This is a genomic window from Vibrio qingdaonensis (genome assembly GCF_026191675.1).
Taxonomy (GTDB): domain Bacteria; phylum Pseudomonadota; class Gammaproteobacteria; order Enterobacterales; family Vibrionaceae; genus Vibrio; species Vibrio qingdaonensis.
This window is the reverse complement of sequence record NZ_JAKRRY010000026.1, coordinates 59864-78648: the sequence shown is the minus strand read 5'-3', so window position 1 is coordinate 78648 and position 18785 is coordinate 59864. Positions and strand designations below refer to the sequence as shown.

The following is an 18785-nucleotide window of genomic DNA, read 5'->3' as shown; positions in this document are numbered from 1 at the left end:
TTGTTATCTTTTTAATGAAAGATGAGAACAAGAAATAGCATTATGCTGAATAGACACTGCGGAGTGGTAGTTCAGTTGGTTAGAATACCGGCCTGTCACGCCGGGGGTCGCGGGTTCGAGTCCCGTCCACTCCGCCACTTATACTAAGCCCTAGTCGAAAGACTGGGGCTTTTTTACGTCTAAAATAAATTGTGCTTGATCGTTCAGCCGCTTACCTTGTTCTTAGATAAGTGGTCTATTACGCTAGTTCGAATCTTGTTTACCTGATACTTACCCCCACCCTTATGCTAGACGTCCCTGCTGGAAGGTTGGGAATTTGTGACGTTTGCGTTTCCCCATCCTGCCTTTCCTGTGCGCATATAATGAATTACTCCATGTCAGTATGGTTTTTCTCCAGTCTGAATGTGCTATATCATCCCTAAAAAGTACGGTTCTCTGTTACCTAGAATTCGCCTAAGCGGCGTATATGTCACTTAGGTGAGTTTTGGCATTCTTGTTTACACCTAGGACCTAGCTGAGTGAGACAGATGAAGATTTCCTTTTTGAGAATTCTTCATGAGTCGACCAAAAGGTTTAAAAGTTTAGATGAAAACATATTTTTCTTCGTGAATTTAATCGTAGTCATAGTTCTGTAATAAAGTGCTTTCTATTTAAAAATGGCTGACTAATATGTCGAATTACTTATAAAATTCTATGCGATATAACTTAGAGCTGTTCTATGAAGTTAAAAACACAAACTTATTTTTTGTCATTAATAATCCTATTTGCCATGGTAGCAGTGACCATTACTGGTCTTTGGGCCTTGCGTCTAGCGAGTAATAATGACAACAAGATGCGAGTGACGGAAATATTCACCAGTACATATTCAACGATTGTTCAGCTAGAAAAACTCGCTGACGAAGGGGTCTTGAGTACTAATGATGCGAAAATGATTGCGACCAGAGTGCTTCGTAACAACATTTATAAAGATAATGAGTATGTTTATGTCGCCGATGAAAATATGACTTTCATAGCTGCGCCTTTAGACCCTCAGTTACACGGGACTAGCTTTCACGATTTTAAAGATAGCTCCGGTAGAAGTGTCGGTGAGATTATTGTTAAGGCGCTAGGTAATCGAAAGGATCATCTAATTGAATATGAGTGGTCTCAGAGACTCCCTAATGGCGTGATTGAAAATAAGCTATCTATTGCCGAGAGAACGCCGAAATGGCAGTGGGTCGTTGGTACTGGTATAGGCTTCAATGAAGTTAATCAGCGTTTCTGGTCGACAGCGCAGTGGCAATTAGGGCTATGCGTACTGATCATGGCGATTATATTGTCAATTCTACTTATTTCACTTCGGAAGATACTGGCGATATTAGGAGGAGAACCTGCCGATGTGCTGCACGCTGTTCAAAGTGTCGCGTCGGGAAAAATTGAAACTAAATTTGATAATAAAGCGCAAACCGGCAGTATTTACCATTCTGTTCAGCAGATGAATTATTCTCTAGCGGCACTTCTTTCTAGTATTGAAAAGGTTACTGGCTCTATTGGTTCTCAGCTTTCTGAAACAGACAAGAGAGCACTCTCTATTGCAACACTCACGCAAACCCAGCAACAGAGCACTGAGATGATTGCGACCGCTATGACAGAAATGGCTTCATCAGCAAGTCATGTGGCAAAGTCTGCTACGGATACCGCGTTGAGTACGGATGAAGCTGATAAGCAGAGCCAGCATGTTAGTTCGCTTATTTCTTCTGCCCTTTCAAATATCGAAGGTCTAGCCCATCAATTGGATGGGGCGAATACAGCGGTCTCAGAGCTTGATAGTGATGTGAATAATATTGCGCGTGTTTTGGAGGTTATTGGTGATATTGCTGAACAAACGAATCTACTGGCATTGAACGCTGCAATTGAGGCTGCTCGCGCTGGTGAGCAAGGTCGGGGTTTTGCGGTTGTTGCTGATGAAGTAAGGAGCTTAGCAGGAAGAACACAGAGCAGCACGAAAGAGATTCAAGACATGATCTCGAACCTCCAATCGGGCTCAAAAAAAGCGATTCAAAGTATTCAAAGTTGTACCGAAACCGGTCAAGCAACGGTAGAAGAGTCTCAAACTGCCTCTCGAGCCCTACATGACGTAGTGGTTAGCTTAGAAAAAATCTCTGAAATGAGTCATCAGATAGCAACGGCGGCCGCAGAGCAGACTGAAGTGAGCGATGACATATCGGTAAGAATTAATTTGATAGAGCAAAGTGGCGGCGAATTAAGGGGGGTAGTTGAACAAACAAGAGCGGCGACTCGTTCTCTTGGTCTACTGTCTGGAGAGTTAACTGAAAAAATGAATCAGTTTGAAGTCAAAAACGGTTAAGTTATCGAGTTAAAAACAGCTATTTTCTTCAGTTAATGCAGGAATTAAGTAAAGGGTTAGCGGAAGGAATCATGGTTTAACTTAAGCCCTGTATGCCCACAGGGCTTAATTGTGGGCGCAAAATGCATAAAAATAGAACGCTAAGTATAGAAAATCGACAAACGATATTTTTTTTGCAATTTAGTGTTGACGTTAAGGCCGAAAAGCCGTTTAATACACCTCGTTGCCCGGATAGCTCAGTCGGTAGAGCAGAGGATTGAAAATCCTCGTGTCGGTGGTTCGATTCCGCCTCCGGGCACCACGATTTAAAATTGTTGGTGCTTAGTAAAATAAGCGTCAATAAGTAAAGATAAGTGCGCCGACTTAGCTCAGTAGGTAGAGCAACTGACTTGTAATCAGTAGGTCACCAGTTCGACTCCGGTAGTCGGCACCATTCTTTACACAATATAGTAATTCCCCCTTAGTTCAGTTGGTAGAACGGCGGACTGTTAATCCGTATGTCGCAAGTTCAAGTCTTGCAGGGGGAGCCACTTTTTAAAAATAAGCTTAGCTTGTTTTTATGTGCCGACTTAGCTCAGTAGGTAGAGCAACTGACTTGTAATCAGTAGGTCACCAGTTCGACTCCGGTAGTCGGCACCACTCTTTACTCGAGTATAACTAGTAATTCCCCTTTAGTTCAGTTGGTAGAACGGCGGACTGTTAATCCGTATGTCGCAAGTTCAAGTCTTGCAAGGGGAGCCACTTTAAGAAAAGGCCTCATCGAAAGATGAGGCCTTTTTGCTTTTTTAAAAGTGAATTAGATTTCTTCCAGTTAAACGCCTCTATTCACGAGTTCAGAAGGTAGTAAAACGAGCACTTCTTTCTAGCTCATGTCTATTTTTATTTTCGATAGTTCCGACTTAGAAGACGTTTCTGAATTGGCTAGCTTTAGCATTAAACGGAGGTTATTGGATGAGTCTGCACTGTGTAGCGCGTCCTCTTCGTTGATACTACCTGCGTTTACTAAATCAAAGAGTGATTGGTCAAAGGTTTGCATTCCAATCTCTCGAGATTTACTCATAGCCACTTTAATTTCGCCAAGCTCTCCTTTACGAATCAGTTCAGAAACTCTTGGGCTATTGAGTAGTATCTCGAATACACCATGACGACCTTTGCCTTGTTTATCCCTAATGAGTTGCTGTCCAATAATACCTTTGAGATTTGAACTTAAGTCGAAAAGAAACTGCTCTTTTTGTTCTTTCGGTACAAGGTGAAGAATGCGCTCGATCGCTTGACTGGCGTTGTTAGCATGCAGTGTTGCCATACAAAGGTGTCCGGTTTCTGCAAAGGACATCGCATACATCATCGTTTCTCTTGTTCTGATTTCGCCGATTAAAACCATATCAGGTGCTTGCCGAAGTGAATTTTTCAGTGCCACAGCATAGCTCTCAGTATCGAGGCCCACTTCTCGCTGAGTCACAATACATTTTTGATGTTCATGAATAAACTCTATCGGGTCTTCTACCGTGAGGATATGCCCTGTTCGGTGTTGGTTTCGATATCCAGTCATTGCCGCCATTGTTGTGGATTTACCTGAGCCTGTTGCACCAACAATTAGGACAAGGCCTCTTTTTGCTATTGAGAGGGTTTGCAGCACATCTGGAAGGGAAAGTTCCTTAAAGGTGGGAATACGGCTTTCTATTCTTCTTATCACAGCACCTTGTAGCTCTCTTTGAAAAAAAGCACTGACTCGAAATCGACCGGTAGTTCGAACAATGGCGAAGTTAGATTCTTTGCTTGCAAGGTAGGCGCTATATTTTGCGTCGTCCATCATCAATTTTAGAAGTGTAGTAACCTCGGCACTAGATAAGCTATCACCTATTGCCTTTAAATCTCCGTCAACTCGATAGAGTATAGGGGCACCAGCAGTGAGGTAGAGATCCGAGGCATTGAGTGTCAACATTTGATCGAGGATGGCATCAATATTGTTCATTACTGCGTCCTAATGAAACATCGAGTTATGTTGGGTGACCTGTTTATTCACTTCTTCGAGTTCAACAATACCTTGAGAGAGTAATTGCTTGCTATGTTGTTCTAGCGTTTGCATTCCATGAGCGGCGCCCGTTTGTATCATTGAGTACATCTGTGCCACTTTATCTTCCCTAATTAAATTTCGAATTGCAGGTGTTGCAGTCATGATTTCGTGGCATGCGATGCGGCCGCCATTTGTGCGCTTTATAAGTTGCTGCGAGATAACCGCTCGTAGTGATTCTGATAACATCGAGCGAGCCATATCTTTGTCGTTACCAGGAAATACATCAATGATACGGTCGATGGTTTTAGTCGCCGAAACGGTGTGTAATGTTCCAAAGACTAAGTGTCCAGTTTCAGCAGCAGTCAGAGCAAGGCTGATCGTTTCTTGATCGCGAAGTTCTCCGACAACAATGACATCAGGATCTTCACGTAACGCCGATCGTAGTGCGTTTTGGAAGCTGTGCGTGTCGCGATGCACTTCTCTTTGATTGATTAAGCATTTCTTATTTTGGTGAACAAATTCAATGGGATCTTCAATCGTCAGAATATGTTTATTTTTGCTTTGGTTGATATGATCAACCATTGCAGCCAGTGTTGTTGATTTTCCTGAACCTGTTGGGCCGGTCACCAGAACGAGGCCTCGTTCAATGTTTGCGATATCGGTTAAAATATCTGGGACGCCCAGCTGTGCGAGGGTAGGCGTTGTTGTTGGGATGGTTCTAAATACAGCTGAGCATCCTCGGGATTGATTAAATGCATTGATCCTGAATCGGCCGACATTGGGGATATCAAAAGAAAAATCGGTTTCAAGTCGGGACTCATAATCATTTCTTTGCTTGTCATTCATGACATCAAAGATTAACTTGTGTACAGCAGAGTGATCGAGAGCCGGGATACCAAGTTTTCTTACTTCTCCGTCAATTCGTACCATTGGTGGTACGCCTGCGGAAAGGTGTAGATCTGAAGCATTATGCTTTACACTAAAGTCTAGCAACTCGGTGATATCCATTTAATTTCCTTATGATTTGTAACCTATGACCAGTATTCAACAAAATATAGAACTAATCACCACCCAGATAGCTCGCGCAGAACAAAATTGCGGGAGAGTGCAAGGTGAGGTGCAATTGCTTGCTGTCAGTAAGACGAAACCTAACGAAGCGATCATTCAGGCCGCCTTGGCAGGACAGCGACAGTTTGGTGAGAATTACGTTCAAGAAGGCGCATCTAAGGTTGCGTTCTTTAACGACCATCACCCTGAATTTGATCTTGAATGGCACTTTATAGGGCCGATTCAATCAAATAAAACTCGTGTTGTCGCTGAGCATTTTGATTGGGTTCACACTATTGATCGTGCCAAAACAGCTCAGCGTCTAAATGATCAAAGACCATCGAGTATGGGACCATTACAAGTGCTCATACAGGTGAACACGAGCGAGGAAGCGACAAAGTCAGGAGCTCAAATTGATCAGGTATTTGAACTGGCAGAAGTCATTGATGACTTGCCCAATTTGGTGCTTAGAGGGGTGATGTCTATTCCGGCTAATGTCTCTGGATATGAAGAGCAGCTTCAAGCTTTTATGGTATTGCGAGAAGTGAATAATAAACTGGCGGCGCAGTATGCCAATATTGACACGCTTTCCATGGGAATGAGTGGTGACATGGACGCTGCTATTGCAGCTGGAAGCACAATGGTTCGTATCGGAACAGCGATCTTTGGTGCTCGAGATTACGGACAGCAATAATTATTGTTTAGAGGCGCTTATGTTGCCTCTTTGTTTAGGAATATCTTTAATGGAACAAAGAAAGATTGCTTTTATTGGCGCAGGAAACATGACGCGCTCAATTATTGCGGGGCTGGTTGCCAGTGGTTATGAACCTACGAAAATCACAGCGACGAACCCAAGTAAAGAGAAGTTAATTGCTCTAGCGAATGAATACGGTGTCATGACAACTCATGATAACCTTCAAGCGGCAGAGCAAGCTGATGTGATTGTTTTAGCAGTAAAACCACAATTGATGGCAACGGTCGTTCGTGGCTTCGTTGGGGTTGATTTTAATAGTAAGCTCGTCGTCTCCATTGCGGCGGGGATTTCTATTCAACGCCTTGAGGAAATGTTTGCTACAGAACTCAATTTAGTACGTGTTATGCCTAACACGCCTTCTCTTTTAGGGGAGGGAATGAGTGGCTTGTATGCGAATGAGGCAATACTCTCTCTAGATAAGCAATTTGCTACTGACTTAATGGAAGCGGTAGGCAAGGTATGCTGGGTAGAGAAAGAATCGGCTATTAACGACGTGATTGCAGCTGCGGGTAGTGCACCAGCGTACTTCTTTCTCTTTATGGAGGCGATTCAGCAAGAGGCCATGCGCAATGGAATGGATGAAGCAACAGCCCGTTTGCTGGTACAACAAACCGCGTATGGGGCCGCTAAGATGGTATGCTGTAACCCCGATACAGATCTTGCCACTTTAAGGCAGCAGGTCACATCAAAAGGTGGAACAACAGCAGAGGCGGTAAGAACCTTCGAAGATAGCGGTCTTCGAGATATTGTCTCTCAAGCGATGCAAGCAGCTATTTCTCGCGCGGAAGAAATGGAAAAACAATTTTAACGTATCTACAAAATCGTAAAGGTTACTTATGAATGCAATGAGTTTTTTGGTGTCGACACTGTTCGATTTGTACATCATGGTTGTGCTTCTGCGCATTTGGCTACAAGCCTCTCGCGCCGATTTTTATAATCCATTTTCACAGTTTATTGTTAAAGCGACGCAGCCTGTTGTCGCCCCGCTTCGCCGAGTTATTCCATCGATAGGTGGGCTTGATTTGGCGACGGTGGTATTCGCTTATTTACTATGTGTTGGTAAGTATGTTGCCTTGGTATTAATTGCGGCTGGTGCAAACTTTAGCTTTAGTCCAGATTTCTTATTTTTGGGCTTGTTATCTTTACTAAAAGCAGCGGGCGGTTTGCTTTTCTGGGTCTTATTAATTCGAGCTATTTTGAGTTGGGTGAGCCAAGGTCGAAGCCCTATCGAGTTCGTATTTCATCAACTAACAGAGCCAATGCTTGCGCCAATTCGCCGGATTTTACCAGCAATGGGTGGCTTTGATTTGAGCGTGCTGGTTTTATTTATCGTCTTGCAATTTGCCAACTTTCTGATGGGCGATTTCGTTGGTCCACTTTGGTATAAACTATAGTGTCAGCGGTTGCTTGGGATGGGTGTGATCTAGTGCTGCATGTTTACATTCAGCCCAAGGCCAGTCGTGATAAACTGGTTGGCCTGCATGGCAATGAGTTTAAGATAGCGATTACAGCACCCCCAGTAGACGGCAAAGCGAATGCTCACTTGATTAAGTACTTAGCGAAAGTGTGTAAAGTCGCCAAAAGTCAGGTTTGTATCGAAAAGGGTGAACTGGGTCGACATAAGCAGATAAGGGTGATTGATCCCGTGTTGACGCCAAATGAATTTCAGACCCTCTTATGAGGGTCTTTTTTTACAAGGAGATAGTGATGAGAAAGTACGTATGGTTATTGGTCTTACTGGTGTTTTCAACGGCGGGGTATGCCGGGCAGTACAAAACAATCAAAGATGCGGAAGTACACTATGTGGTATTTAACTCAACTTTTTTGACGCCAGAAGTCGCGCGAAGCTATGGCCTGAAGAGAAATGACACAATTGCGATTGTTAACATCAGCGTGTTAGATCGCGCAAGCCTTGGAAAACCAGCAATGTCGGCAGAGATTACAGGAGAGGCTAAAAATCTAATAGGGCAAACGAAAAAATTAGATTTTAAAGAAATTAAAGAAGGCGATGCGATATACTATCTCGCTCAGTTTAGTATCACAAATGAAGAGCGTTATCAGTTTACGATTGATGTCGACGCAGGAATGAAAGGGCGTGGGCCGATTTCATTTTCACAACAGCTTTATACAGAAAAATAGCTTCACACCGACGGGTCGGTAGGAGCGTAAATAGAGACGAACAATATGAGCACAAAAATAGTATTGGCGACGGGTAATCAAGGCAAAGTTCGGGAAATGGCCGATTTACTGGCAGACTTTGGTTTTGAAGTGCACGCGCAAAGTGAGTTTCATGTCTCTGATGTTGCAGAAACTGGCACGACGTTTATAGAAAACGCCATTATCAAAGCTAGACACGCTGCAAAAGAGACTGGCTTAGCTGCGATAGCGGACGATTCCGGTCTTGAAGTTGACTACCTCAACGGCGCTCCGGGTATTTACTCTGCTCGTTATTCGGGTGAGGGTGCGACAGATGCGACGAACATCGACAAGCTTTTAACCGAACTTGCCGAGGTGCCAGAATCTAAGCGTACCGCTCGATTTCATTGTGTTCTAGTACTAATGCGTCATGCTAATGACCCTACACCGATCGTTTGCCACGGGAAATGGGAGGGGCGAATTTTATTTGAGAGAGCGGGAGAGCAGGGCTTTGGTTATGATCCTATCTTTTTTGTGCCTGAAGATAACTGTGCCTCAGCGGAGCTTGAGCCTGTAAGGAAGAAGCAGTTGTCTCATCGTGGAAAAGCGCTAAGTGAGCTGTTTTCTCTGATTCAGTCACAGGGACTTTAGCTATGCTAGTGCCACCGCCACTTAGTCTATACATACATATACCTTGGTGTGTGCAAAAGTGCCCTTATTGTGATTTTAACTCGCATGCTCTTAAGGGAGGGATTCCTCAGCAGGAGTATATGACAGCACTCATCGAGGACTTGGATGCCGATATCATGCGCTATCAGCTGCAAGATGATGTCCGTCCATTGCATTCCATATTTATTGGTGGCGGCACACCAAGCTTGATCGAGCCTCAATATATCGCGAAGCTATTGCAGCAGGTACAGCGCCGTTTACCATTTAGTGACGATATAGAAATCACGATGGAGGCAAACCCTGGGACTATCGAGGTTGAGCGCTTTGCCGAATATCAGCACGCAGGGGTGACTCGTATTTCTGTTGGCGTGCAGAGTTTTCAGCAAGAAAAGCTGACACGACTTGGGCGTATTCATGGCGCGAAAGAGGCGGTAACCGCCGCCAAGCTGGCGCATGAAATAGGACTAAACAGTTTTAATCTTGATTTAATGCATGGCTTACCAGAGCAAACCATCGACGACGCGCTTGAGGATCTGCAACAGGCCATTGATTTAGCGCCGCCACATTTATCTTGGTATCAGCTAACCATTGAGCCGAATACGTTATTTTATTCAAAGCCACCAACGCTGCCTGATGAAGACGACTTGTGGGATATCTTTGAAAAAGGTCATCAAATGCTCGCGAATGCAGGCTATGAGCAATATGAAATATCAGGGTACAGTCAGCATGGTTATCAGTGCCAGCATAACCTCAATTATTGGCGCTTCGGTGACTACCTTGGGATTGGTTGTGGTGCTCATGGCAAGTTAAGCTTTACTGATGGGAGAATCCTTCGTACCAGTAAAGTTAAGCATCCAAGAGGGTATCTGAATTTGGTTAAGCCATACCTAGATAGCGAAGTTCACGTTTCTCTACAAGATCGCCCTTTTGAGTTCTTTATGAATCGTTTTAGGTTACTCGAACCGTGTCCTAAGCAAGATTTCGTGACACGGACTGGACTAAGCCTAGATGTGATTCAAAAACCAATTGCTGAAGCGCTAGAGCGTCAATTTATTACCGATACTGGTGAAGCTTGGCAGTTAACAGAGAAAGGGAAGCTATTCCTCAATGATCTGCTAGAGATCTTCGAAATCTAGTAACTTACTTCACAACTGTGTAAAAGCTCATTAATATACGCGCCTTGGATAATTTAACAGTATGGATGCTGTAATCAATTGTTTTTAGGTGCGTTATGTTTCTTTCTCTTTCTCGAGTGCTACTGTCATTCATATTATTGGCAGTGATTTCCAAAGTTACCTTCCTTGGGTGGTACGAATTTTCGTATACCACTACCTCATTACTAGAATTCTTTAAGGCAACAGCTTGGGGAGTGAGATTTGATCTAACGGTTGCCTTTTTGCTGTCCTGTTTAGGCTTTCTGTTGTTATTGCCTATCGCCCCGTTTTCTAAGGCTCATCAGCTCTGCCATAAAGTATGGTTAGTGCTATGCGGAGCGTGGATTATCTTCACGACCGTGGGGGATACGATTTATTTGAGTCAGGCCAGTCGCCATGTAACGGTTGACTTGCATCTTGGCAAAGGAATGGAGCTAGAGCTGGCAACTACCGCCTTAACACAGTTTGGTCATTTGATACTTGTTGCCGTGGTATTGCTGGCGATTTATAGCTATGTGGCTATCCGTTGTGTTCCCGCTATTCGCTTTGCCAACAAATGGTATAGCAGTATTGCAATAGCCTTAGTTTGGGTTTTATTGACGGTTACGGCGGTTCGTGGTGGATTTAGTGATAAACCACAAAGCCCCATGTATGCCTACAAAATAGGCGACGTGAATCAGGCGCGTATAGCTTGGAGTGCTCCGTATGGCATTACCTATTATTCTCTTATTGGTGAAGATAAATCTGGTCATCGTTGGACGCCAGAGCAGTCACTTGAAGCGATGGAAGACCTGCGCCAGCAACTTAACCGAACCACATCGACCCAGCTAGAAACGCTTTCTGATCATGACGTGATAGTTGTCTTGTTGGAGAGCTGGACCGCCGTTGACATGAAAAGTTACGGCTCGGAATTTGATTCCACACCTTTTTTCGATTCTCTTCGAGAAGAGTCATTGACCACCACGAGCTTCTATTCGAATGGTTTTCGAACGGTGGAAGGTGTCTTTACCACTATGTGCTCTCACCCCAATCCTGTCGGAGGCAGCGTTGCTGGTAGCCGCTTAGAAAGTATGCCTTACCAATGCTTGCCTCAAGTATTAAAAGAGCAAGGCTGGCACACCACGTTTGTTCAAGGTAGTGGTAAAGGGATGGTTGGTGCTTTTGCTCAAGCTTTGGGATTCACGGATTCATTTGGTAAGTTTGATTATGAAGACGTGGGACAAGAGCAGAATTATTGGGGTTACATGGATGATGGCATCTATGATTTTGCTTTGGAAAAGTTGGCTTCCCACTCACAGCCTCAATTTATGGTCATTAATACCGGCACGACTCACGATAGCTATTTACCGAATGAATCGGATTATGCTTTCGGTAAGTCAACCCCCGATGAGACTCGCCGAAGTGTCGTGAATTACTCTGATCAATCTTTGGAGCGATTTGTCTCGAAACTGAAAGCACAAACGGATAAACCGACATTGCTAGTGCTGGTTGCTGATCATACTATGGTGGGTGCTCGCAGCGACTTACGTCATGTATCAATCCCGTTTCTCATGGTTGGCATCAATACAGATCTTGCTCCTCAGGAGTTAGATGTTGCTGGCTCTCACAAAGATATAGCGCCAACGATTATGGACTGGTTAGGTGGCCAAGTAAGTTGGTTCTCTGGCCGAAGTTTGTTGTCTTCGAATTACCAACAAGGGGCTGATTTTACGGTTAATAATCAATTCTATTGGGCAGCACAACAAAAGTTGGTGAGAATCAACGCAACGTCTGGGGAGAAAGAAGCGTGTTACCAAATTGGCGATAACACGACCACCCTCACTGAGCAAACATGTGATTCACCAGAGTTTCAGACTATGTATCAGCAAGGAAAACGCTACATGTTGTATAGTCAACAGCACCTATTTGATGGCACTACCCAGCAATATTAAGCGGCGAATAAATTGAACAGATAACAATAAAGCCAGCAATATTTGCTGGCTTTATTGTTATTGAAGACACGTCATGCTGGTGGCTGTCACTAAAAGATCGAACGACCTATTCGAGTAGATAGCATCTCTAAGACGCGAGTGCCGATTAAGGAGTTCCCCGATGAATCTAGTTCAGGAGACCATACCGCGATGGTCATCTCGCCTGGAACTATCGCGACAATACCGCCACCCACACCAGACTTCCCGGGCATACCTACTCGATAAGCAAACTCACCTGCTCCGTCATACAGTCCACAAGTGGCTAACATAGCATTGAGCTGCTTGGTCTGTGTTGGCGTGATAATGTGTTTCTTTGTGTGGACCGATTGACCTTTATTGGCTAGGTAGCTAAAGGTTTTTGCTAAGTCGACACAGCTCATTTTTAATGCGCATGCGTGAAAGTAGTTATTAAGAACCGGGATCACTTCATTTTCAAAATTTCCAAAAGAACGCATCAAATAGGCAATAGCCGCATTACGATCGCTATGCATCATTTCTGAGGCTGCAACCACCTTGTCGTAGACAATATGATTGTCACCTGAAAGTAGCCTTACAAACTCGAGCATGCGTTGCTTAGGCGCAGACAAGCGGCTTTGTAATAGGTCTGCGACGACAATGGCACCGGCATTGATAAATGGATTACGTGGAATACCGTGTTCCATCTCGAGCTGAATTAGAGAATTAAAAGCTTGTCCAGACGGCTCTTTGCCAACCCGTTGCCAAATCTCCTCTGGTTTGTATAGCATCATCGCCAAGGTAAGACTTAACGCTTTGGAAATGGATTGTATGGAAAAAGCTTCTTCCGCGTCCCCTGAGCAAATAATCTCGCCATCATTGGTGCATACCGCTATACCAATCTTATCATTGGCGACACGAGCAAGTGCAGGGATGTAGTCTGCGACCTTACCCTGACCGATAAGAGGGCGAACTTCGCTCACGATTTGCGATAATATTTGCTGAGTTGGTTTCATATACACCTGAGAGGTAAAGGGCTAGGAACAAAAAAGCCAACATAATGTTGGCTTTCGAATGGGTCGTAGTGTTACTTCGTACGGCGGAACTTAATGTCCCAAACACCGTGACCGAGTCGATGGCCGCGAGCCTCAAATTTCGTCAGTGGTCGATCTTCAGGCCTTGGGATGAAGTCTCCGTCCGTCGCCGTATTGGCGTAGCCTGGTGCTTGATTCATGATTTCAATCATATGTTCACCGTAGTTTTCCCAATCGGTGGCCATATGGAAAATGCCCTCTTCAAGCTTAAGCTTTTGGCGCACCATTTCCGCAAAGTCTAATTGTACGATGCGACGTTTGTGATGACGTTTTTTGTGCCAAGGATCTGGAAAAAACAGCTGCAGCGTCGTTAGGCTGCTGTCTGGAATCATATTTTCGAAAACTTCAACGGCGTCATGACACATAACACGTAAGTTCGTTACACCGGCTTCTCTCGCTGAAGACAGACAAGCGCCAACACCTGGGCTGTGCACTTCAATACCAAAGAAGTTTTTCTCAGGTGCATTTTTTGCCATCTCAACGAGTGAGGCACCCATGCCAAATCCAATCTCTAGAATAACGGGGTTATCGTTGCCAAATACTTGATTCCAATCGAGTAAAGTGTCTTGGTAATCAATACCCATTGTTGGCCAACATGCTTCCATCGCGGCTTCTTGCCCTTTTGTTAGGCGTCCTTCGCGACGGACAAAACTGCGTATTTTACGTACTAGCTTGCCATCTTCTGTGTATTCATTTGTTGTCACTTCACTCATTGGTCTGCCTGTTCAATCAATAATCAGAGCGGGAATTATCCAAAGAATTTGCCAAGGTGCAAGTGTTATTACTCAGGAAATTCCCAGTGTTTTACTTCTTTCAATAAGTGTGGTGCAATTTCGCGCAAATTATAAGTAAAAAGAGAAGAAATGTGACGCCTTATGCAAGCTCAATTTTAGATTGGTATGAAAAATACGGACGAAAGTCTCTCCCGTGGCAACAAGACAAAACTGCGTATAAAGTTTGGTTATCTGAGATTATGTTGCAACAGACACAAGTCACCACTGTTATTCCATACTTTGAACGTTTTTTACAACATTTTCCCACAGTGGAAGACCTAGCTTGTGCCCCACAAGATGAAGTACTTCATTTATGGACTGGGCTTGGGTATTACGCAAGGGCTCGCAATTTACACAAAGCCGCACAAATCGTGATGAGTGAACATGGGGGCGAATTTCCTAAATCGCTTGAGGCCATGAATGCGTTGCCTGGTGTTGGGCGTTCAACCGCTGCGGCTGTTTTGTCGTCGGTGTATAAATTGCCCCATGCTATTTTGGACGGCAATGTAAAACGCACCCTAGCGAGAAGCTTTGCAGTAGAAGGTTGGCCTGGGCAGAAGAAAGTCGAGAACGTGTTGTGGGAAATAGCAGAGAGTCATACACCGTCAACACAGACAGATAAGTATAATCAGGCCATGATGGATATGGGGGCGTTGGTATGCACGCGCAGCCGTCCCAAATGTACACTGTGTCCAGTATCAACGCTGTGTGTCGCTAACAAGCAAGATAGGCAATTAGAATTTCCTGGTAAAAAACCGAAAAAGATTAAGCCAGAAAAAGAAACATGGTTTGTGATTTTAAAGTACAAGGAGGACGTTTGGTTAGCGCAACGTCCTCAATCTGGGATTTGGGGGGGACTTTTTTGTTTCCCTGAAAGCCAAGTTGCTGATATCACGGAGACCTTGGATAAACTGAACATTGAAGAAGGTATGATTCAGTCGACGGAAACTGATATCGCTTTTCGCCATACCTTTAGTCATTACCATCTCGATATTACGCCAATCATCGTGACCTTGAATCAGCTTCCTACAATGATCATGGAACCGTCGCAAGGTCTTTGGTATAACATGTCTAAACCAGATAAGGTTGGCTTAGCTGCACCAGTCAAGCAGCTTATCCATGCCTTGCAACGAATATAATTAAGGATAACATTATGAGCCGTATGGTCTTCTGTGCTCGACTACAAAAAGATGCCGAAGGGTTAGACTTTCAGCTGTACCCTGGTGATTTGGGCAAACGTATTTTCGACAACGTATCAAAAGAAGCGTGGGCGCAGTGGCAATCTAAGCAAACGATGCTGATCAACGAGAAAAAACTTAACATGATGGATCCTGAACATCGAAAGTTGCTTGAAACCGAAATGGTCAACTTTCTATTTGAAGGGAAAGACATCGTGATCGATGGGTACACGCCGCCGTCAGAGTAAGAAATAAGGATATTGAAAAACACCACCTAGCGTGGTGTTTTTATTAGCGACTATGAAAAAACTGATTTATTTCTTGGTACCGATACTGCTAGTAGGCTGCAGCCGTGAATTTATTGAAAAAATTTACGATGTTAATTATGAACCGACCAACCGTTTTGCTAAAAACCTTGCTGAACTTCCAGGGCAGTACCTCAAAGATACCAAGGCGATGGATGCCTTAATTGGTAGCTTCAATGGCAATATCGAAAAGCGCTGGGGTAGCCGTGAGATTAAAGTGGCGGGGAAAAGCAATTACGTCAAGTACATTGATAATTACCTGAGTCGCGCAGAAGTCGATTTTAGCAAAGGGTTGATAACGATTGAAACCGTCTCGCCTACTGAGCCGGAAAAGCATCTTAAAAATGCGATCGTCACAACCTTGCTCACTCCTGATGATCCCGCGAGTGTCGATTTATTCTCGTCTCGCAGCATTAAGCTTGAGGGGCAGCCCTTTCTTTACAACCAAGTTGTCGACCAAGAGCAAAAACCGATGCAATGGTCGTGGCGTGCGAGTCGCTTTGCGGACTATCTTATTGCCAATAAAGTCAAAACAAAGAATGTCGATTATAAAAAAGCGTACTACGTAGAAATCCCCATGGTAAAAGACCATGCGAGCAAACGAAGTTATCAATATGCCGATATCGTTAGGCGCGCGTCGCTCAAATATGACATCCCAGAAGACCTCATATACGCCATCATCAAAACGGAAAGTAGCTTTAATCCTTATGCGGTAAGTTGGGCCAATGCGTATGGTTTGATGCAAGTGGTGCCCAAAACGGCGGGACGAGACGTATTTAAGCTGGTTAAAAATAAGCCTGGTGAACCATCGCCAGAGTACCTTTTTAATCCCGAGCAGAATATTGATACCGGTACGGCTTATTTTTATATCCTAAAAAATCGCTACCTGAAGGCGGTTCGTCATCCAACATCTCTCGAGTACAGCATGATATCAGCGTATAACGGTGGGACGGGGGGAGTATTGAATACGTTCAGCAAAGATAGAAAGCGAGCAATGAATGATTTGAATTCTTTGCAACCTAATCAAGTTTATTGGGCATTAACGAAAAAACACCCAAATTCTGAATCACGCCGATACCTAGAAAAAGTAACAAAATTCAAAAAGGATTTTAACGCAGGAAAGGGTTAATAGTTACTTTTGCTGAAAAATGCAGCGCTTAAACGGTTTTTTGAAGTTTTTTTAAAAAACCTGTTGACGGGAGAGCGGAAAATCCGTTTAATAGCGCCCCGTTGCCCGGATAGCTCAGTCGGTAGAGCAGAGGATTGAAAATCCTCGTGTCGGTGGTTCGATTCCGCCTCCGGGCACCACAATTTGATTTGTTGGTGCCAACGATTTTTAGTAAAGATTTGTAGCACGAACAGAAGCATAAAGAATTTAGTGTGCCGACTTAGCTCAGTAGGTAGAGCAACTGACTTGTAATCAGTAGGTCACCAGTTCGACTCCGGTAGTCGGCACCATTCTTTTGCCTCGATAGCTCAGTCGGTAGAGCAGAGGATTGAAAATCCTCGTGTCGGTGGTTCGATTCCGCCTCGAGGCACCATTATTTGGTGCTTAACAAATAATGGTCTTAGGACCTGATGTTGACACAGATAATTCCCCTTTAGTTCAGTTGGTAGAACGGCGGACTGTTAATCCGTATGTCGCAAGTTCAAGTCTTGCAAGGGGAGCCACTTTAGAAAAAGGCCTCATCGAAAGATGAGGCCTTTTTTGCATCTGATACTTTTACACTTGATCGTTTTGCATCGTGCTGCCCTAAGGGGCTTGGCGCGCTTTCGTTATCCCCGTCGTATTTCTTGTTTATTGCGCATTTGATTGGTTTGCCACTTTCTAGTCCCGCCATTGAACGCTGGTTGAAAGGGTATAGGGTAGCTAGGGTTGGCACGGGTATCGGCCTCTACAGCTCTTTCAGTTGGTTTTATTGCTTGTTACTGAGGGGGGACAGAGAGCAGAGCGGAGTTTACAAAGATTATCCGTTATTTCTGCTCTCTGAATGCATTGAAATAGAATGTGCTATTCAGTCTTATCTGATGAAATATCAGTTGGAGTCGAATCTTTATTCGCCATGTTTTTTTCAGCTAACTTGGCTTTTTCAATCATAGGAGTAATAGTTGAACCTTGGATTAAAATGGAGAACACAACCACAGAGTAAGTCATGACGAGGATAATCTCTTTCACGTCGATGAGTTTATCTTCAATTACCCACACCCCTGCTGGTATTGATAACGCCATAGCAAGCGCTAGTCCTCCTCTTAAGCCACCCCATGTAAGTATTCTTATCGACCATGGGTTATAACGTCGGTAACGTTTAAAACCTACGTAGGATAACGCGACACTTAAATATCTAGCCCCTAATACCAGTGGAATGGAGAAAGCCATAAGAATCCAATCTTCTTCATGAAATTGAAATAGCAGCATCGACATACCGATCAATAAGAACAACACGCCATTTAAAAATTCATCCACTAATTCCCAGAAATGGTCAAGATGCTCTTCTGATTCTTTTGAAAAACCAATATAGCGAGTCCAGTTGCCAATCATGATGCCTGATACCACCATGGATAGTGGGCCAGAGACGTGTAGGACATCCGCGAAGGCATAACCTGCAGTTGGAATACCAATAGTGAGCAACAATTCCATTGAGTGGTCATCCGTTGCACTTATTAGGTAATGAAACAGTAGACCAAGTAAAAAACCATAAACAATGCCGCCGACGGCCTCTTGCAAGAAGAGTAAGGAAACCCCGGTCACACTGGGAGCTTCGTTGCCAAAGGCTATCGTGTATAGCGTAACGAAAATCACCAAGCCAAATCCATCGTTGAATAAAGATTCGCCCTCTACTTGTGTTGAAATTCGCTCAGGCGCATCCAGTTTTTTTACAATGGCTAGCACGGCGATAGGATCGGTCGGGGAGATAAGCGCGCCAAAGAGTAAGCAGTAAATTAGGTCAAATGGCACACCGATAAACTGACAAAATCCATAAAGCACAGCGCCAATAAAAAAGGTTGAAAACAGCGTGGCGCCTAATGCTAATACGGTGATTTCCCACCGTTGATCTTTCAGGTGAGGCAATTTTATGCCTAGGCCGCCAGCGAACAGAAGAAAGCCCAAAATGCCTTTAAGAAGAAAGTCTTCGAAATTAATATTGGCGACCATTTTAGAGGCGACACCCGTTAGATCGAACCAACCGTTTTGTCCTCCAATGAGAATCATTAAAGAAAGGATCATGGCTCCCGCAGTAATTGCGATGGTGGTTTGCATTTTACCGATCTTACTATTGATGAATGCAATCAGCATTGCTGCTGCAGACAAAAAACAGAGTGTCTGATAAACGGACATTACGTCACCTTAATTGTAATAAATTGTGAATAGGATTTTGTTCCTGTCGTGA

General features: G+C 44.1%; 17 protein-coding genes and 10 tRNA genes. 22 read left to right on the top strand and 5 right to left on the bottom strand.

Annotated features, from left to right (window positions below):
- The first annotated feature begins 60 nt into the window (after positions 1 to 60).
- The 7 genes from MD535_RS17755 to MD535_RS17725 all read left to right on the top strand — a co-directional run bounded on the left by MD535_RS17755 (position 61) and on the right by MD535_RS17725 (position 3088).
- Positions 61 to 137, top strand: a tRNA-Asp gene (locus MD535_RS17755).
- A gap of 581 nt (positions 138 to 718) precedes the next feature.
- Positions 719 to 2347, top strand: a complete 1629-nt coding sequence (locus MD535_RS17750; RefSeq protein WP_265676371.1) for a methyl-accepting chemotaxis protein — start codon at positions 719 to 721, stop codon at positions 2345 to 2347.
- 225 nt (positions 2348 to 2572) lie between these two features.
- A tRNA-Phe gene (locus MD535_RS17745) sits at positions 2573 to 2648 on the top strand.
- A 56-nt stretch (positions 2649 to 2704) separates the two neighbouring features.
- Positions 2705 to 2780: transfer RNA gene (locus MD535_RS17740), tRNA-Thr, on the top strand.
- A 21-nt stretch (positions 2781 to 2801) separates the two neighbouring features.
- Positions 2802 to 2877, top strand: a tRNA-Asn gene (locus MD535_RS17735).
- A 33-nt stretch (positions 2878 to 2910) separates the two neighbouring features.
- A tRNA-Thr gene (locus tag MD535_RS17730) sits at positions 2911 to 2986 on the top strand.
- 26 nt (positions 2987 to 3012) lie between these two features.
- A tRNA-Asn gene (locus MD535_RS17725) sits at positions 3013 to 3088 on the top strand.
- A gap of 121 nt (positions 3089 to 3209) precedes the next feature.
- Here the strand turns inward: MD535_RS17725 and MD535_RS17720 are convergent.
- Both MD535_RS17720 and MD535_RS17715 read right to left on the bottom strand, forming a co-directional pair.
- The gene (locus MD535_RS17720; protein ID WP_265676370.1) at positions 3210 to 4319 is read right to left on the bottom strand and encodes a PilT/PilU family type 4a pilus ATPase; all 1110 of its coding nucleotides are present in this window, start codon (positions 4317 to 4319) and stop codon (positions 3210 to 3212) included.
- Positions 4320 to 4328: 9 nt separating this feature from the next.
- A complete protein-coding gene (locus MD535_RS17715; protein WP_265676369.1) occupies positions 4329 to 5369 on the bottom strand; it encodes a type IV pilus twitching motility protein PilT in 1041 nt (346 codons plus the stop codon).
- Positions 5370 to 5394: 25 nt separating this feature from the next.
- On the opposite strand from MD535_RS17715, the gene MD535_RS17710 reads away from it, so the two are divergent.
- The 8 genes from MD535_RS17710 (at position 5395) to MD535_RS17675 (ending at position 12052) form a co-directional block, all read left to right on the top strand.
- Positions 5395 to 6102 carry a YggS family pyridoxal phosphate-dependent enzyme gene (locus MD535_RS17710; RefSeq protein WP_265676367.1) on the top strand — a complete coding sequence of 236 codons (708 nt, stop codon included), beginning with the start codon at positions 5395 to 5397 and terminating at the stop codon, positions 6100 to 6102.
- 49 nt (positions 6103 to 6151) lie between these two features.
- Positions 6152 to 6970 carry a pyrroline-5-carboxylate reductase gene (gene proC / locus MD535_RS17705; RefSeq protein WP_265676366.1) on the top strand — a complete coding sequence of 273 codons (819 nt, stop codon included), beginning with the start codon at positions 6152 to 6154 and terminating at the stop codon, positions 6968 to 6970.
- Positions 6971 to 6998: 28 nt separating this feature from the next.
- Positions 6999 to 7556 carry a YggT family protein gene (locus MD535_RS17700; protein ID WP_250615907.1) on the top strand — a complete coding sequence of 186 codons (558 nt, stop codon included), beginning with the start codon at positions 6999 to 7001 and terminating at the stop codon, positions 7554 to 7556.
- Positions 7556 to 7843 (top strand): DUF167 family protein YggU, encoded by a 288-nt coding sequence (gene yggU / locus MD535_RS17695; RefSeq protein ID WP_265676365.1) that lies wholly within the window; start codon positions 7556 to 7558, stop codon positions 7841 to 7843. Before MD535_RS17700 ends, yggU begins: the two co-directional genes overlap by 1 nt.
- 26 nt (positions 7844 to 7869) lie before the next feature.
- A complete protein-coding gene (locus tag MD535_RS17690; protein WP_265676364.1) occupies positions 7870 to 8301 on the top strand; it encodes a DUF4426 domain-containing protein in 432 nt (143 codons plus the stop codon).
- A gap of 45 nt (positions 8302 to 8346) precedes the next feature.
- Entirely contained in the window at positions 8347 to 8949 is a 603-nt protein-coding gene (locus tag MD535_RS17685) for an XTP/dITP diphosphatase (RefSeq protein WP_265676363.1), read from the top strand.
- A gap of 2 nt (positions 8950 to 8951) precedes the next feature.
- Positions 8952 to 10103 carry a radical SAM family heme chaperone HemW gene (gene hemW, locus MD535_RS17680; RefSeq protein ID WP_265676362.1) on the top strand — a complete coding sequence of 384 codons (1152 nt, stop codon included), beginning with the start codon at positions 8952 to 8954 and terminating at the stop codon, positions 10101 to 10103.
- 95 nt (positions 10104 to 10198) lie between these two features.
- Positions 10199 to 12052 carry an LTA synthase family protein gene (locus MD535_RS17675; RefSeq protein ID WP_265676361.1) on the top strand — a complete coding sequence of 618 codons (1854 nt, stop codon included), beginning with the start codon at positions 10199 to 10201 and terminating at the stop codon, positions 12050 to 12052.
- An 89-nt stretch (positions 12053 to 12141) separates the two neighbouring features.
- Here MD535_RS17675 and glsB read toward each other — a convergent pair whose 3' ends face one another.
- On the bottom strand, positions 12142 to 13062 hold the full coding sequence (gene glsB / locus MD535_RS17670; protein WP_265676360.1) for a glutaminase B: 921 nt from the start codon (positions 13060 to 13062) through the stop codon (positions 12142 to 12144).
- Positions 13063 to 13133: 71 nt separating this feature from the next.
- A complete protein-coding gene (gene trmB / locus MD535_RS17665; RefSeq protein WP_265676359.1) occupies positions 13134 to 13853 on the bottom strand; it encodes a tRNA (guanosine(46)-N7)-methyltransferase TrmB in 720 nt (239 codons plus the stop codon).
- Between the two features lie 107 nt (positions 13854 to 13960).
- Here trmB and mutY point away from each other — a divergent pair, with 107 nt between their 5' ends.
- The 7 genes from mutY (at position 13961) to MD535_RS17630 (ending at position 17067) form a co-directional block, all read left to right on the top strand.
- A complete protein-coding gene (mutY, locus tag MD535_RS17660) occupies positions 13961 to 15052 on the top strand; it encodes an A/G-specific adenine glycosylase (protein ID WP_390902954.1) in 1092 nt (363 codons plus the stop codon).
- A 14-nt stretch (positions 15053 to 15066) separates the two neighbouring features.
- A complete protein-coding gene (locus MD535_RS17655) occupies positions 15067 to 15339 on the top strand; it encodes an oxidative damage protection protein (protein WP_265676357.1) in 273 nt (90 codons plus the stop codon).
- 52 nt (positions 15340 to 15391) lie between these two features.
- Positions 15392 to 16525 carry a membrane-bound lytic murein transglycosylase MltC gene (gene mltC / locus MD535_RS17650; RefSeq protein WP_265676356.1) on the top strand — a complete coding sequence of 378 codons (1134 nt, stop codon included), beginning with the start codon at positions 15392 to 15394 and terminating at the stop codon, positions 16523 to 16525.
- Between the two features lie 103 nt (positions 16526 to 16628).
- Positions 16629 to 16704: transfer RNA gene (locus MD535_RS17645), tRNA-Phe, on the top strand.
- Between the two features lie 74 nt (positions 16705 to 16778).
- Positions 16779 to 16854 (top strand) — tRNA-Thr (locus tag MD535_RS17640).
- A gap of 7 nt (positions 16855 to 16861) precedes the next feature.
- Positions 16862 to 16937, top strand: a tRNA-Phe gene (locus MD535_RS17635).
- Positions 16938 to 16991: 54 nt separating this feature from the next.
- Positions 16992 to 17067, top strand: a tRNA-Asn gene (locus MD535_RS17630).
- 340 nt (positions 17068 to 17407) lie between these two features.
- On the opposite strand, the gene MD535_RS17625 is transcribed toward MD535_RS17630, so the two are convergent.
- A complete protein-coding gene (locus MD535_RS17625) occupies positions 17408 to 18733 on the bottom strand; it encodes a cation:proton antiporter (RefSeq protein ID WP_265676355.1) in 1326 nt (441 codons plus the stop codon).
- Positions 18734 to 18785: the final 52 nt, after the last annotated feature.

What these genes read in the sequence shown, in the direction of transcription:
- trmB (WP_265676359.1), bottom strand. Translation starts at nt 13,853, where the DNA reads ATGAGTGAAGTGACAACAAATGAATACACAGAAGATGGCAAGCTAGTA.
- MD535_RS17625 (WP_265676355.1), bottom strand. Translation starts at nt 18,733, where the DNA reads ATGTCCGTTTATCAGACACTCTGTTTTTTGTCTGCAGCAGCAATGCTG.
- MD535_RS17655 (WP_265676357.1), top strand. Translation starts at nt 15,067, where the DNA reads ATGAGCCGTATGGTCTTCTGTGCTCGACTACAAAAAGATGCCGAAGGG.
- hemW (WP_265676362.1), top strand. Translation starts at nt 8,952, where the DNA reads ATGCTAGTGCCACCGCCACTTAGTCTATACATACATATACCTTGGTGT.
- MD535_RS17720 (WP_265676370.1), bottom strand. Translation starts at nt 4,319, where the DNA reads ATGAACAATATTGATGCCATCCTCGATCAAATGTTGACACTCAATGCC.
- MD535_RS17750 (WP_265676371.1), top strand. Translation starts at nt 719, where the DNA reads ATGAAGTTAAAAACACAAACTTATTTTTTGTCATTAATAATCCTATTT.
- MD535_RS17710 (WP_265676367.1), top strand. Translation starts at nt 5,395, where the DNA reads ATGACCAGTATTCAACAAAATATAGAACTAATCACCACCCAGATAGCT.
- glsB (WP_265676360.1), bottom strand. Translation starts at nt 13,062, where the DNA reads ATGAAACCAACTCAGCAAATATTATCGCAAATCGTGAGCGAAGTTCGC.
- MD535_RS17700 (WP_250615907.1), top strand. Translation starts at nt 6,999, where the DNA reads ATGAATGCAATGAGTTTTTTGGTGTCGACACTGTTCGATTTGTACATC.
- MD535_RS17715 (WP_265676369.1), bottom strand. Translation starts at nt 5,369, where the DNA reads ATGGATATCACCGAGTTGCTAGACTTTAGTGTAAAGCATAATGCTTCA.
- MD535_RS17675 (WP_265676361.1), top strand. Translation starts at nt 10,199, where the DNA reads ATGTTTCTTTCTCTTTCTCGAGTGCTACTGTCATTCATATTATTGGCA.
- mltC (WP_265676356.1), top strand. Translation starts at nt 15,392, where the DNA reads ATGAAAAAACTGATTTATTTCTTGGTACCGATACTGCTAGTAGGCTGC.
- MD535_RS17690 (WP_265676364.1), top strand. Translation starts at nt 7,870, where the DNA reads ATGAGAAAGTACGTATGGTTATTGGTCTTACTGGTGTTTTCAACGGCG.
- MD535_RS17685 (WP_265676363.1), top strand. Translation starts at nt 8,347, where the DNA reads ATGAGCACAAAAATAGTATTGGCGACGGGTAATCAAGGCAAAGTTCGG.
- proC (WP_265676366.1), top strand. Translation starts at nt 6,152, where the DNA reads ATGGAACAAAGAAAGATTGCTTTTATTGGCGCAGGAAACATGACGCGC.